This window comes from Escherichia sp. MOD1-EC5189, from assembly GCF_002966045.1.
GTDB lineage: Bacteria > Pseudomonadota > Gammaproteobacteria > Enterobacterales > Enterobacteriaceae > Escherichia > Escherichia coli_F.
The window spans coordinates 15,910-29,033 of sequence record NZ_PTRX01000029.1; the positions used below are offsets into that span (position 1 = coordinate 15,910).

13 protein-coding genes are annotated in these 13,124 nt (G+C 52.4%); 9 read left to right on the forward strand and 4 right to left on the reverse strand.

All coding sequences use genetic code 11. The features are described from left to right. The first annotated feature begins 5 nt into the window (after positions 1 to 5). Genes dppC through dppF form a run of 3 tightly spaced genes read left to right on the forward strand, consistent with a single transcriptional unit; the run spans position 6 to position 2,903 of the window. A complete protein-coding gene (dppC, locus tag ATB02_RS20495; RefSeq protein ID WP_000084677.1) occupies positions 6 to 908 on the forward strand; it encodes a dipeptide ABC transporter permease DppC in 903 nt (300 codons plus the stop codon). Positions 909 to 918: 10 nt separating this feature from the next. Next, entirely contained in the window at positions 919 to 1,902 is a 984-nt protein-coding gene (gene dppD / locus ATB02_RS20500; protein ID WP_001196486.1) for a dipeptide ABC transporter ATP-binding protein, read from the forward strand. Beyond that, positions 1,899 to 2,903: a dipeptide ABC transporter ATP-binding subunit DppF gene (gene dppF, locus ATB02_RS20505; RefSeq protein ID WP_000103580.1), complete on the forward strand. Its 1,005-nt coding sequence runs from the start codon at positions 1,899 to 1,901 to the stop codon at positions 2,901 to 2,903. The genes dppD and dppF overlap by 4 nt, the downstream gene beginning before the upstream one ends. A 29-nt stretch (positions 2,904 to 2,932) precedes the next feature. On the opposite strand, the gene ATB02_RS20510 is transcribed toward dppF, so the two are convergent. Continuing rightward, complete coding sequence (locus ATB02_RS20510; RefSeq protein ID WP_105272155.1) at positions 2,933 to 4,204, reverse strand: aromatic amino acid transport family protein; 1,272 nt, start codon at positions 4,202 to 4,204, stop codon at positions 2,933 to 2,935. 475 nt (positions 4,205 to 4,679) lie between these two features. Between ATB02_RS20510 and ATB02_RS26235 the strand changes: the two genes are divergently transcribed. The 3 genes from ATB02_RS26235 to ATB02_RS26240 all read left to right on the forward strand — a co-directional run bounded on the left by ATB02_RS26235 (position 4,680) and on the right by ATB02_RS26240 (position 5,754). Next, positions 4,680 to 4,787, forward strand: a complete 108-nt coding sequence (locus ATB02_RS26235) for a type I toxin-antitoxin system toxin Ldr family protein (protein WP_000170738.1) — start codon at positions 4,680 to 4,682, stop codon at positions 4,785 to 4,787. Between the two features lie 376 nt (positions 4,788 to 5,163). Then, positions 5,164 to 5,271, forward strand: a complete 108-nt coding sequence (locus tag ATB02_RS20530; protein WP_001295224.1) for a type I toxin-antitoxin system toxin Ldr family protein — start codon at positions 5,164 to 5,166, stop codon at positions 5,269 to 5,271. Between the two features lie 375 nt (positions 5,272 to 5,646). Further along, positions 5,647 to 5,754, forward strand: coding sequence for a type I toxin-antitoxin system toxin Ldr family protein (locus ATB02_RS26240; RefSeq protein WP_000170736.1), 108 nt, complete (start codon positions 5,647 to 5,649; stop codon positions 5,752 to 5,754). Between the two features lie 86 nt (positions 5,755 to 5,840). Here the strand turns inward: ATB02_RS26240 and bcsG are convergent, their stop codons facing one another. Genes bcsG through bcsE form a run of 3 tightly spaced genes read right to left on the reverse strand, consistent with a single transcriptional unit; the run spans position 5,841 to position 9,276 of the window. Beyond that, complete coding sequence (bcsG, locus tag ATB02_RS20545; RefSeq protein WP_000191596.1) at positions 5,841 to 7,520, reverse strand: cellulose biosynthesis protein BcsG; 1,680 nt, start codon at positions 7,518 to 7,520, stop codon at positions 5,841 to 5,843. Continuing rightward, positions 7,517 to 7,708: a cellulose biosynthesis protein BcsF gene (bcsF, locus tag ATB02_RS20550; protein ID WP_000988308.1), complete on the reverse strand. Its 192-nt coding sequence runs from the start codon at positions 7,706 to 7,708 to the stop codon at positions 7,517 to 7,519. The genes bcsG and bcsF overlap by 4 nt, the downstream gene beginning before the upstream one ends. Continuing rightward, on the reverse strand, positions 7,705 to 9,276 hold the full coding sequence (bcsE, locus tag ATB02_RS20555; RefSeq protein ID WP_001204924.1) for a cellulose biosynthesis c-di-GMP-binding protein BcsE: 1,572 nt from the start codon (positions 9,274 to 9,276) through the stop codon (positions 7,705 to 7,707). The genes bcsF and bcsE overlap by 4 nt, the downstream gene beginning before the upstream one ends. Positions 9,277 to 9,547: 271 nt before the next feature. Here bcsE and bcsR point away from each other — a divergent pair, with 271 nt between their 5' ends. Genes bcsR through bcsA form a run of 3 tightly spaced genes read left to right on the forward strand, consistent with a single transcriptional unit; the run spans position 9,548 to position 13,115 of the window. Continuing rightward, positions 9,548 to 9,736 (forward strand): cellulose biosynthesis protein BcsR, encoded by a 189-nt coding sequence (gene bcsR / locus ATB02_RS20560; protein WP_001063314.1) that lies wholly within the window; start codon positions 9,548 to 9,550, stop codon positions 9,734 to 9,736. Between the two features lie 11 nt (positions 9,737 to 9,747). Further along, entirely contained in the window at positions 9,748 to 10,500 is a 753-nt protein-coding gene (gene bcsQ, locus ATB02_RS20565; protein WP_032185391.1) for a cellulose biosynthesis protein BcsQ, read from the forward strand. Continuing rightward, positions 10,497 to 13,115, forward strand: a complete 2,619-nt coding sequence (gene bcsA, locus ATB02_RS20570) for a UDP-forming cellulose synthase catalytic subunit (protein ID WP_032185390.1) — start codon at positions 10,497 to 10,499, stop codon at positions 13,113 to 13,115. Before bcsQ ends, bcsA begins: the two co-directional genes overlap by 4 nt. Positions 13,116 to 13,124 lie beyond the last annotated feature (9 nt).

Sequence of the window (13,124 nt, forward strand, 5' to 3'; positions counted from 1 at the left end):
ACATCATGTCACAGGTTACTGAAAATAAAGTGATTAGCGCACCGGTGCCGATGACCCCGTTACAGGAGTTCTGGCACTATTTTAAACGCAACAAAGGCGCGGTCGTCGGGCTGGTTTACGTCGTCATCGTGTTGTTTATCGCGATCTTTGCCAACTGGATTGCGCCGTATAACCCGGCGGAACAGTTCCGCGATGCACTGCTCGCCCCGCCAGCCTGGCAGGAAGGCGGCAGCATGGCGCACTTACTTGGCACCGATGACGTAGGCCGTGATGTGCTGTCGCGGCTGATGTACGGCGCGCGCTTGTCGCTGCTGGTTGGCTGTCTGGTAGTTGTGTTATCGCTGATTATGGGCGTTATTCTCGGCCTGATCGCTGGTTACTTTGGCGGCCTGGTCGATAACATCATCATGCGCGTGGTCGATATCATGCTGGCGCTGCCAAGTCTACTGCTGGCGCTGGTGCTGGTGGCGATTTTCGGCCCGTCGATTGGTAACGCCGCGCTGGCGCTAACCTTCGTTGCGCTGCCGCACTATGTGCGCTTAACCCGCGCCGCCGTGCTGGTGGAGGTGAATCGCGATTACGTCACCGCGTCTCGCGTGGCAGGTGCTGGGGCGATGCGTCAGATGTTTATTAACATCTTCCCGAACTGCCTTGCGCCGCTGATTGTTCAGGCGTCGCTCGGTTTCTCTAACGCCATTCTCGATATGGCTGCTCTTGGTTTCCTCGGCATGGGAGCGCAGCCGCCAACACCGGAGTGGGGCACCATGCTCTCCGATGTGTTGCAGTTCGCGCAAAGCGCCTGGTGGGTCGTAACCTTCCCCGGTCTGGCGATCCTGCTGACGGTGCTGGCATTTAACCTGATGGGTGACGGTCTGCGTGACGCGCTCGATCCCAAACTGAAGCAGTAAGAGGTTCGAGATGGCGTTATTAAATGTAGATAAATTATCGGTGCATTTCGGCGACGAAAGCGCACCGTTCCGCGCCGTAGACCGTATCAGCTACAGCGTGAAACAAGGCGAAGTGGTCGGAATTGTGGGTGAGTCTGGCTCCGGTAAGTCGGTCAGTTCACTGGCGATTATGGGGCTGATTGATTATCCGGGCCGCGTGATGGCAGAAAAGCTGGAGTTTAACGGCCAGGATTTGCAGCGTATCTCGGAAAAAGAGCGCCGCAACCTGGTGGGTGCCGAAGTGGCGATGATCTTTCAGGACCCGATGACCAGCCTTAACCCGTGTTACACCGTAGGTTTCCAGATTATGGAAGCAATTAAGGTGCATCAGGGCGGTAATAAGAGCACTCGCCGTCAGCGGGCGATTGACCTGCTGAATCAGGTCGGTATTCCCGATCCGGCTTCGCGTCTGGATGTTTACCCGCATCAGCTTTCTGGCGGCATGAGCCAGCGTGTGATGATCGCCATGGCGATTGCCTGTCGACCAAAACTGCTGATTGCCGATGAGCCGACCACCGCGCTGGACGTGACCATTCAGGCACAAATCATCGAACTGCTGCTGGAGTTGCAGCAGAAAGAGAACATGGCGCTGGTATTGATTACCCATGACCTGGCGCTGGTGGCGGAAGCGGCGCATAAAATCATCGTCATGTATGCAGGCCAGGTGGTGGAAACGGGCGATGCGCACGCCATCTTCCATGCACCGCGTCATCCGTATACTCAGGCATTGCTGCGTGCGCTGCCGGAATTTGCTCAGGACAAAGAACGTCTGGCGTCGTTGCCTGGCGTCGTTCCTGGCAAATACGACCGTCCGAATGGCTGCCTGCTTAACCCGCGTTGCCCCTATGCCACTGACAGATGCCGCGCTGAAGAACCGGCGCTGAATATGCTCGCTGACGGGCGTCAGTCCAAATGCCATTACCCACTTGATGATGCCGGGAGGCCGACACTATGAGTACGCATGAGGCCACCTCGCAACAACCGCTGTTGCAGGCTATCGACCTGAAAAAACATTATCCGGTGAAGAAAGGCATGTTCGCGCCGGAACGTCTGGTGAAGGCGCTGGACGGCGTTTCGTTTAACCTTGAACGTGGCAAAACGCTGGCAGTAGTGGGTGAATCTGGCTGCGGTAAGTCGACCCTCGGTCGGTTGCTGACGATGATCGAAACGCCCACCGGTGGTGAGCTGTATTACCAGGGGCAGGATCTGCTCAAGCACGATCCGCAGGCGCAGAAGTTGCGTCGGCAGAAAATCCAGATCGTCTTTCAGAATCCCTATGGTTCGCTAAATCCGCGTAAAAAAGTTGGGCAAATTCTTGAAGAGCCGCTGCTTATTAACACCAGTTTAAGCAAAGAACAGCGTCGGGAAAAAGCGTTGTCGATGATGGCAAAAGTTGGCCTGAAAACCGAGCATTACGACCGCTACCCGCATATGTTCTCCGGCGGTCAGCGTCAGCGTATCGCCATTGCCCGTGGTCTGATGCTCGATCCGGATGTGGTGATTGCCGATGAACCGGTTTCCGCGCTGGACGTTTCAGTGCGTGCGCAGGTGCTGAATCTGATGATGGATTTGCAGCAGGAGTTGGGGCTGTCTTATGTCTTTATCTCGCACGACCTGTCGGTGGTGGAGCACATTGCTGATGAAGTGATGGTGATGTACCTGGGCCGCTGCGTGGAGAAGGGAACGAAGGACCAAATCTTCAATAACCCGCGTCATCCGTACACCCAGGCGCTACTCTCCGCAACGCCGCGCCTGAACCCGGACGATCGCCGCGAGCGCATCAAGCTCACCGGTGAACTGCCAAGCCCGCTCAATCCACCGCCGGGCTGCGCGTTTAACGCCCGCTGTCGTCGGCGCTTCGGCCCCTGCACCCAGTTGCAGCCGCAGCTAAAAGACTACGGCGGTCAACTGGTAGCTTGTTTTGCTGTTGATCAGGATGAAAATCCGCAGCGGTAACTCACAAAACCGGGGCCATGCGCTCCGGTTTACTCAATCAGCTTCAACAGTGGCGACAAGCATAACAAAATGCCGTACAGCAGAATCATCCAGGCTTTAAACCCGCGAAGTTTTTCCAGTTGTGAGACTTTATAGATCAGGAAAAATGGAATGAGGCACGACACAATGCCATATAACGGGCTTCCCAACTGAAAGAACACCAGCACCGATACACGAAACGAAACCCAAATCGTCAACGTAATGACGATAAAAGCGCAGATCGCCAGAGTCAGCATGCGTGAGTTAATTTTCTTGGTATCAATAATTCGGCTTAACAGATTGAGAATAATGCCTTTAATGGCTTCGTGGAAACCGAGATAAATGCCAAAGAATGCGGTCAGTACGGCAAAGATATTCAGCACCGTAGAGGTGATATGAATGATATGCCCAGGGATCACCTGCGCGGCCAGTGCCAGTGCCGAGATATTTTGTTCAAAGGCAGAAACGGCTTCTTCGTGGCTAATTGAGAAGGTAAACGAAAAGGCAAAAAACAGGATCACCGCGATGAGCGTGACATAACTAATTCGGTGGGTACGCAGCGCGAGCCGGGTTGCCAGTACTTTATCCGCTTCCCGTTTACGATAGGCAATATTCATCGGGTTTAGCACCTGAATAAATACCGCAGAAAAGAAGCAAAAAGGAATAGTAAGCAGGACGTCGCGGAAGAAGATGGTGGCTTGCGGGAAGGCGGTTATATTGGCGAAATTCCAGTGCGGGATCATCGCAAAACCGAAGACGACAATAATCCCTACTTTGACCACCACCATTGGCCCGGAAATCTTAAACAGTAATCGTTCACCACCAGACGCAATTGCCACCAGTACGGCGAAAATGGCGACTTTATAAAGTAGAGATTGTGAAAGATCGGCATCGGTTAAACCGAAGGTTTTCAGGTACGAGGCGCTGTCGAAAACCACGGAGAGAGAGTAGATAAAAATTCCGTGGATAATCATCAAAAAGTAGATAACCCCGAGGAAAATTCCCCAGTTCTTCCCCAGGTAATGGCTGATAATATCGGTGTAGTCATTACAGGAATCGCTTTCAGAGAGGGTTTTTAAATAAATGTCCTGCACTACCCAAGTGGCAGGATAAGCAATGATCGCTGCGGTAATAAATACCCAAATTCCCTTCAAGCCAATTTGAACTGGCATCAGCACGGTTCCGGCACCAATCGCCATGCCTATGCATAATAAAACCCAGCCAAAGTCGTAGCGTGTAAACGGCAATTTCTGATCGTGTATCGGTAGTGTGTTGTGCTGCATAAAGTCCTGTCCAGAAAGAAGTCGGCCTCGCAAAAATGAATAAACCCAGTTTCTCTTGCGCAACAGGTGGAGAAGTCGAATACGCAGTATGTAAAAAATGAGGCAACAGATTCACTGGGGAGGTCGCGAGGAGGCGCAATTCTACAAAATTGCGCATTTCACTACCAGTCTGGAGTCAGCTCGGATATGAACTGCAACTATTGCAAATAAAGAAATTAAGCTGGAAGGCATCACGCAATGAGGAAGATTGCCGGGTGCTGACGGTAAAAAGCAATCGTAAAATCAGCGGCAAGCCGGAAAGGTTCCGGTGAGGCGCAATGTTGCGGGGGCTTAATCCCTGGTGGCATTGGTTGCTGGAGAGAGAAAACCCCCGCACGTTGCAGATATTCACCTGACAACATCACGGGGGCTAATCTTGAACCTAGACCACTCAAGAATAGCCGCGAAACGTTGTCATTACAACAGAGGCGGCTATATGACGCTCGCAGAACTGGGCATGGCCTTCTGGCATGATTTAGCGGCTCCGGTCATTGCTGGCATTCTTGCCAGTCTGATCGTGAACTGGCTGAACAAGCGGAAGTAACGTGTCAGACGGGCGTCAGGCTGCCGTAATGGCAATTTGCGCCCGGATCAGGCCGCAGGGATAAAACTCTGCGGCCTTTTTCGTAAGAAAAATGCAACGGTTGCAAGCGGATAATATTCTGCGGAATGCGCAGCACAGAGTGAAGAAGTGACGGATTCCGGAACAGAAAAACAGTCGTAGAATCAGCGGCAAGCCGGAAGGGTTCCGGTGAGGCGCAATGTTGCGGGGGGCTTTATCCCTGGTGGCATTGGTTGCTGGAGAGAGAAAACCCCCGCACGTTGCAGGTATGCACCTGACAACACCACGGGGGCCATTCTTGCATCTAGACCATTCAAGAATAGCCGCGAAACGTTGTCATTACAACAGAGGCGGCTATATGACGCTCGCAGAGCTGGGCATGGCCTTCTGGCATGATTTAGCGGCTCCGGTCATTGCTGGCATTCTTGCCAGCATGATCGTGAACTGGCTGAACAAGCGGAAGTAACGTGTCAGACGGGCGTCAGGCTGCCGTAATGGCAATTTGCGCCCGGATCAGGCCGCAGGGATAAAACTCTGCGGCCTTTTTCGTAAGAAAAATGCAACGGTTGCAAGCGGATAATATTCTGCGGAATGCGCAGCACAGAGTGAAGAAGTGATGGATTCCGGAACAGAAAAACAGTCGTAGAATCAGCAGCAAGCCGGAAGGGTTCCGGTGAGGCGCAATGTTGCGGGGGCTTTATCCCTGGTGGCATTGGTTGCTGGAGAGAGAAAACCCCCGCACGTTGCAGGTATGCACCTGACAACATCACGGGGGCCATTCTTGCATCCAAACAATACAAGAATAGCCGCGAAACGTTGTCATTACAACACAGGCGGCTATATGACGCTCGCAGAACTGGGCATGGCCTTCTGGCATGATTTAGCGGCTCCGGTCATTGCTGGCATTCTTGCTAGTCTGATCGTGAACTCGCTGAATAAGCGGAAGTAACGTGTCATGCGGGCGTCAGGCTGCCGTAATGGCAATTTGCGCCCGGATCAGGCCGCAGGGGTGAAACTCTGCGGCCTTTTTCGTTCTTATTGCGGGTAAGGCACCCAGTCGCCGCCGTTCAGGCGAACGTACGGTTTATCCTGGTATTGAATAACTACTGCATTTGAGTTCTCGGAGACCGGTGCTGTTTGTGGCAACCCACTGGTGAGTTTTTTCCAGTCAACATTGTCTTCGGTGAAAATCTTACCATCAAGAACGCGAACCACCAGATCGGAGATAGCCAGGAAGCTGCTCGGTTGGTCGATGACAATCGGTGCCCCCTGATGTGGTGCCTTCATGCCGAAGAATTTCACCCCAACGGGGACGTCTGTGATAGACGGGCTAGGGATATCACGTAGGCCAGATACCTGCATTCTGTCGCCCTTCAGCGCGCCACCGTGTTCCGGCACCACTACCACCATCACTTTACGACCCGATTTCTCCAGTTCAGTAAAGAAGGCGTCCAGCTCATCAAAGAATTTCTGCGCTCGCGCTTTGTAATCCGCTGTTTTGCTGACGCCCGGATAATGGTTGCCGTCATGCAGTGGAAGCGTGTTGTAGAACGTGGCACTACGGCTGTTTTTATCTTTTTCGGTAACGTCCAGCCAGCGGTTAAGCACGGCGGTATCGTCATAAACCGGCGAACCATCAAAGCCCAGCAAAATAACCGGCAGATTTGTTTGATCCATCAATTCGGTCTGCATGCCGCCATTTTCGCGAACTTCTTTCAAAAAACCGCCGAACTGGCCGTTATGTCCCATCATCAGGTGCTGGGTAAAGCCCAGTTTCGACAGGTTATCAAACAGATAGCAGTCGTTATTTGCCGGTTGATACAGATTAGTGTGCGAAGTCTGCCCGCAGCTGGCGCGCAGTAAACGGATCGCCGCCGGGCCACTGTAGGAGGTGGCGGAGTTAAAGTTCTTGAACTCAATATCGAAATGCGACCACAGCGGATGCGACATCAACCCGGCGGCTTCAATATCCGACCAGGAAAGCGAACAGATATTAATCACCAGTAGTTCAAATGGCTGAGCATCAGCGGGCAGCGAAGACGGGAAGGTCGATTTACGTTTCGCCTCCGCGTTATAGAAATTATTCAGCCAGGCGTTAAGGTTCGCCGTTGTTGGTGGTGCAGTTTGTGCGGGCATATCACCCACTACCGGTGCGCCACCCGTCGCCGCAACGGTTGCCGCTGCGTTACCACCCGTCGTTGTTACAGTGGTCGTCGGTTGACCGGCAGGCCACAAGGAGAAACTTGGTCCCGCCAGGGTAAGTACGTTCAGCCATAGCAGAATGGCAACCACAAAAACGGTAATGCGAATCCATTGTGACAGGAATAACCAGGCCACTAATAAAACAAAAATGGCCCCAATCATCTGCCAGTTAATAAAGCGTGTGACAAGGTCGATTAAATAATCGGTACTGAACCCCGCTACCTGCGAACCCTGGCTCATTATGCTTTCCGGGCCAGGCAACCAGGTGTCATGCCAGAACAAAGCAAAGCCGATCGGCAGGGCAATCCAGTGGCGTAAGCGATGCAGGCTGTAGCGCGGAATGGGCATCAGCAGAAACGCGGCAAACACCAGATTGAGGAGCGGATGGAAGTTAAGATATCCCGCCCACAACAGGCCGAACTTAACCAGAAAATAGAAGTTCCAGCCGGAAAGGCCGCGCCAGTATTGCCAGAGGGAAGAAGGCATGGCGGTATTTTGCGTAAATTGAGTCATTTTTTGGTTGCCCTGGCTTTTTCCGTGCGGCGTAACGTCCCGGCCGGTTTAACATAACGAGGTTTAGCAAAGAACAAACGTAAGGTGTCGCGAATGCGTCGCAAAGAGTGCCGCGCCAGATAGCCCAGCGGGAAAAATATCAGTGCGCAAACGACAATAATTTCAATGATATCGCTGATGGTCATCATGATGAGCGCTCCACAGTATCATCTAACAGTCGCATTGGTTCTGGTATTCTTCGCCAGTGGCGACCATCGTGCTCGGCATTGATGACCGGTTTAGAACTTTGCGTTAAAGGCAGCGGCATGCCCCATTGTTCTGGAGCAAGCAGGCGCATCTGCACCAGCTCGGCACTGATTTGATCATCTTCAAACCAGACCATACGGTTTGAGAAAATGTCGCCAGTCGGCAATGGGAAAATATGATTCAACGCGGTATCCAGATCGTTAATCCGACAGAATGAGAGAAACAGCACCAGCCGATTACCGCCAATGGTCATGATATCGCCGGTACGGTTAGGGCGACACAGCGTCAGGGCTTGCTCAACGCGGATACCCGGTACCGGACGTAGGGCAACCAGAACGCCTTTACCATGTGCAGGCAAGAGAGGGTTATTCATCATGTTGTTAACGGCATTACAGAACACATCCCACTTCTGGAAACCACGTAGTTTGAGCGGCTGGGTCATTGACAGCAAGGTAGTGATATCTTCCGGCACATAGCGACTAAACTTCTGCCCTTGCACGCTTTCGATCATCGTCAGACAGCGGGAAAGTGGCGCATTCCACGGGATAACCATATTTGCACCGCAGGCCAATAACAAACGTTCATCGGTGGCGCGCAGGCTTGCGGTATTTTCCCGTACGAGGATTTTCATCGCACTACCGCGCTGGCGACGCAGAGTATGAATGCTGCGGGCCAGTGGCTCGATTTGCGCATTTTGCTGTAAAGAAAAGACCACCGTCGCCGCCTGAGCGGTACGGGCTTCATTGAACAGAACTTCGTTATTGTTGAACAGTTGCCAGTGTTCCGATAGCGGCGGCGCACCTTCCAGTACAGCAACATTACTCAGAATGCGTTTTTCGTCGCTGCGTGGTTGGATCTCCGCCTCTTCGCTTTGAACTAATGTCCAGATACCATTTTGTTGCTGAACGCTAAGCTGCTGACGGGCGCTGACCCCTTTTTCGTTGCACCAGAAGGCAATATCCAGCAAATGTTGGTCGCCCTGAAAACGCAAACTGGCAAGACCAAAAAGTGAACGGTATTCCTCAAGCAACAATGAAAATTGTTTATCGTTATTATTTCCGGGATTAATTACCAAAAGCGAACAATGGTTTAACCTGCTCCATTTATTCATTTTATCCAACCATGAGCGAAGCCGCTCGGCAGGAATGTTTTGCCATGCGTTATTTGCGCAAACAAGAATAAAAAGGTAATTATTGGGATCAATAGAACACTGCAAATCACGGGCCAAATAGTATAGACCTTTTTCATGATTTAGCATTGAAAATAATTTTATTTTTTCCGGCCCTTGAGAATCATCTAATTGAAAGATTTTCGCCGGATCGCTGTCCATGCTAATGACCGCGACGTGTGCGGTTTCAGCCTGGGATGCAATTGTTTGATTCGCCAGACTGATAGCATCTTCATGGCGATCGACGTTAAACCACCAGACGCCGCCTGCTGGCATATGTCGCAGCTCATCCCATAATGATGAGATACCGATAGAGAATACAGGGTCCACAATGTCCCTCATGTCACCATTTTGTCTGATTATCAGTTTACTAGCGAAAGCTAAGAAATAAACCTACCATTGAAATTAAAACTTATCAGATTTAGCATGTGAATCAATTTAGCAGGTCACAAGACGTGTGATTTTAGTCTTTTCGTTTTTAACTTTTTTTGTTGCGTAACGGAAAGTCAAAAAGTGAGCAAATTCCCGTCTCGCCGTAAACAATAAACCGGTGAAATGCTCACGGTTAGAATTGTCTCATGAACGGTACGGTTATTTCATAGGGATCAAGCAAATGAATAACAATGAACCAGATACTCTGCCTGATCCCGCGATAGGCTATATCTTCCAGAATGATATTTTGGCGTTAAAGCAGGCGTTTTCACTGCCTGATATTGATTATGCCGATATTTCCCAACGCGAACAGTTGGCCGCGGCATTAAAACGCTGGCCGTTGCTGGCAGAGTTTGCGCAACAAAAGTAGGGGATTGGTGAATGGCCGTACTGGGATTGCAGGGGGTGCGGGGAGGCGTGGGAACAACAACCATCACTGCCGCATTAGCCTGGTCATTACAAATGTTGGGAGAAGATGTCCTGGTGGTCGATGCCTGCCCGGACAACTTGTTGCGCCTGTCATTTAACGTTGATTTTACCCACCGTCAGGGCTGGGCCAGAGCCATGCTGGACGGTCAGGACTGGCGTGACGCCGGGTTGCGCTATACCTCGCAACTCGATTTGCTGCCTTTTGGTCAGTTATCCATTGAAGAACAAGAAAATCCACAGCACTGGCAAACCCGGCTGAGCGATATTTGCTCCGGCTTACAGCAACTAAAAGCCAGCGGGCGTTACCAGTGGATTTTAATCGACTTACCGCGTGATGCCTCGCAGATAACCCACCAGCTGCTGAGTTTGTGCGATCACTCGCTGGCAATCGTCAATGTGGATGCCAACTGCCATATCCGGCTGCATCAGCAGGCGCTGCCGGATGGCGCGCATATTTTGATTAATGACTTCCGTATCGGCAGTCAGGTTCAGGATGATATTTACCAGCTTTGGTTGCAAAGCCAGCGCCGATTACTGCCAATGCTCATTCATCGTGATGAAGCGATGGCTCAATGCCTGGCGGCTAAGCAACCAGTCGGTGAATACCGCAGTGATGCGCTGGCGGCTGAAGAGATACTGACGCTGGCTAACTGGTGCCTGTTGAACTATTCCGGGCTGAAAACGCCAGTCGGGAGTGCATCATGAGTATCCTGACCCGGTGGTTGCTTATCCCGCCGGTCAACGCGCGGCTTATCGGGCGTTATCGCGATTATCGTCGTCACGGCGCGTCGGCTTTCAGCGCGACGCTCGGCTGTTTTTGGTTGATCCTGGCCTGGATTTTTATTCCGCTGGAGCACCCGCGCTGGCAGCGTATTCGCGCAGAACATAAAAACCTGTATCCGCATATCAACGCCTCGCGTCCGCGTCCGCTGGACCCGGTCCGTTATCTCATTCAAACATGCTGGTTACTGATCGGTACATCGCGCAAAGAAACGCCGAAACCGCGCAGGCGGACATTTTCAGGTCTGCAGAATATTCGTGGACGTTACCATCAATGGATGAACGAGCTGCCTGAGCGCGTTAGCCATAAAACACAGCATCTCGATGAGAAAAAAGAACTCGGCCATTTGAGCGCCGGGGCGCGGCGGTTGATCCTCGGTATCATCGTCACCTTCTCGCTGATTCTGGCGTTAATCTGCGTTACCCAGCCGTTTAACCCGCTGGCGCAGTTTATCTTCCTGATGCTGCTGTGGGGTGTAGCGCTGATCGTACGGCGGATGCCGGGGCGCTTCTCGGCGCTAATGTTGATTGTGCTGTCGCTGACTGTTTCTTGCCGTTATATCTGGTGGCGCTACACCTCTACGCTGAACTGGGACGATCCGGTCAGCCTGGTGTGCGGGCTTATTCTGCTGTTCGCCGAAACGTACGCGTGGATTGTGCTGGTGCTCGGATACTTTCAGGTGGTATGGCCGCTGAATCGTCAGCCGGTGCCATTGCCGAAAGATATGTCGCTGTGGCCGTCGGTGGATATCTTTGTCCCGACTTACAACGAAGATCTCAACGTGGTGAAAAATACGATTTACGCCTCGCTGGGTATCGACTGGCCGAAAGACAAGCTGAACATCTGGATCCTCGATGACGGCGGCAGGGAAGAGTTTCGCCAGTTTGCACAAAACGTGGGGGTGAAATATATCGCCCGTACCACTCATGAACATGCGAAAGCGGGGAACATCAACAATGCGCTGAAATATGCCAAAGGCGAGTTCGTGTCGATTTTCGACTGCGACCACGTGCCGACGCGCTCATTCCTGCAAATGACCATGGGCTGGTTCCTGAAAGAAAAACAGTTGGCGATGATGCAGACGCCGCACCACTTCTTCTCACCGGATCCGTTTGAACGTAACTTGGGGCGTTTTCGTAAAACGCCAAACGAAGGCACGCTGTTTTATGGTCTGGTGCAGGACGGCAATGATATGTGGGATGCCACTTTCTTCTGCGGTTCCTGTGCGGTGATTCGTCGTAAGCCGCTGGATGAGATTGGCGGTATTGCCGTCGAAACGGTAACCGAAGATGCGCATACTTCTCTGCGTCTGCACCGTCGTGGCTACACTTCAGCGTATATGCGTATTCCACAGGCGGCGGGGCTGGCGACCGAAAGTCTGTCGGCGCATATCGGCCAACGTATTCGCTGGGCGCGGGGGATGGTGCAAATCTTCCGTCTTGATAACCCGCTCACCGGTAAAGGGCTGAAGTTTGCTCAGCGGCTGTGCTACGTCAACGCCATGTTCCATTTCTTGTCGGGCATTCCAAGACTGATCTTCCTGACTGCGCCGCTGGCGTTCCTGCTGCTGCATGCCTACATCATCTATGCGCCAGCGTTGATGATCGCCCTGTTCGTGCTGCCGCATATGATTCACGCCAGCCTGACCAACTCGAAGATCCAGGGCAAATATCGCCACTCTTTCTGGAGTGAAATCTACGAAACGGTGCTGGCGTGGTATATCGCACCACCGACGCTGGTGGCGCTGATTAACCCGCACAAAGGCAAATTTAACGTCACCGCCAAAGGTGGACTGGTGGAAGAAGAGTACGTCGACTGGGTGATCTCACGGCCCTACATTTTCCTGGTATTGCTCAACCTGGTCGGTATTGCGGTCGGTATCTGGCGTTACTTCTACGGCCCGCCAACCGAGATGCTCACTGTCATCGTCAGTATGGTGTGGGTGTTCTACAACCTGATTATTCTCGGTGGTGCGGTAGCGGTATCGGTAGAAAGCAAACAGGTTCGCCGATCGCACCGCGTGGAGATGACGATGCCCGCGGCAATTGCCCGCGAAGATGGTCACCTCTTCTCGTGTACCGTTCAGGATTTCTCCGACGGTGGTTTGGGGATCAAGATCAACGGTCAGGCACAGATTCTGGAAGGGCAGAAAGTGAATCTGTTGCTTAAACGCGGTCAGCAAGAATACGTCTTCCCGGCCCAGGTGGCGCGCGTGATGGGTAATGAAGTTGGGCTGAAATTAATGCCGCTCACCACCCAGCAACATATCGATTTTGTGCAGTGTACGTTTGCCCGTGCGGATACATGGGCGCTCTGGCAGGACAGTTACCCGGAAGATAAGCCGCTGGAAAGTCTGCTGGATATTCTGAAGCTCGGCTTCCGTGGCTACCGCCATCTGGCGGAGTTTGCGCCTTCTTCGGTGAAGGGCATTTTCCGTGTGCTGACTTCTCTGGTTTCCTGGGTTGTATCGTTTATTCCGCGCCGCCCGGCGCGGAGCGAAACGGCACAACCATCGGATCAGGCTTTGGCTCAACAATGATGACAACGC

Coding starts and splice junctions, on each gene's coding strand:
- dppC (WP_000084677.1), top strand. CDS start 6: ATGTCACAGGTTACTGAAAATAAAGTGATTAGCGCACCGGTGCCGATG.
- dppD (WP_001196486.1), top strand. CDS start 919: ATGGCGTTATTAAATGTAGATAAATTATCGGTGCATTTCGGCGACGAA.
- dppF (WP_000103580.1), top strand. CDS start 1,899: ATGAGTACGCATGAGGCCACCTCGCAACAACCGCTGTTGCAGGCTATC.
- ATB02_RS20510 (WP_105272155.1), bottom strand. CDS start 4,204: ATGCAGCACAACACACTACCGATACACGATCAGAAATTGCCGTTTACA.
- ATB02_RS26235 (WP_000170738.1), top strand. CDS start 4,680: ATGACGCTCGCAGAACTGGGCATGGCCTTCTGGCATGATTTAGCGGCT.
- ATB02_RS20530 (WP_001295224.1), top strand. CDS start 5,164: ATGACGCTCGCAGAGCTGGGCATGGCCTTCTGGCATGATTTAGCGGCT.
- ATB02_RS26240 (WP_000170736.1), top strand. CDS start 5,647: ATGACGCTCGCAGAACTGGGCATGGCCTTCTGGCATGATTTAGCGGCT.
- bcsG (WP_000191596.1), bottom strand. CDS start 7,520: ATGACTCAATTTACGCAAAATACCGCCATGCCTTCTTCCCTCTGGCAA.
- bcsF (WP_000988308.1), bottom strand. CDS start 7,708: ATGATGACCATCAGCGATATCATTGAAATTATTGTCGTTTGCGCACTG.
- bcsE (WP_001204924.1), bottom strand. CDS start 9,276: ATGAGGGACATTGTGGACCCTGTATTCTCTATCGGTATCTCATCATTA.
- bcsR (WP_001063314.1), top strand. CDS start 9,548: ATGAATAACAATGAACCAGATACTCTGCCTGATCCCGCGATAGGCTAT.
- bcsQ (WP_032185391.1), top strand. CDS start 9,748: ATGGCCGTACTGGGATTGCAGGGGGTGCGGGGAGGCGTGGGAACAACA.
- bcsA (WP_032185390.1), top strand. CDS start 10,497: ATGAGTATCCTGACCCGGTGGTTGCTTATCCCGCCGGTCAACGCGCGG.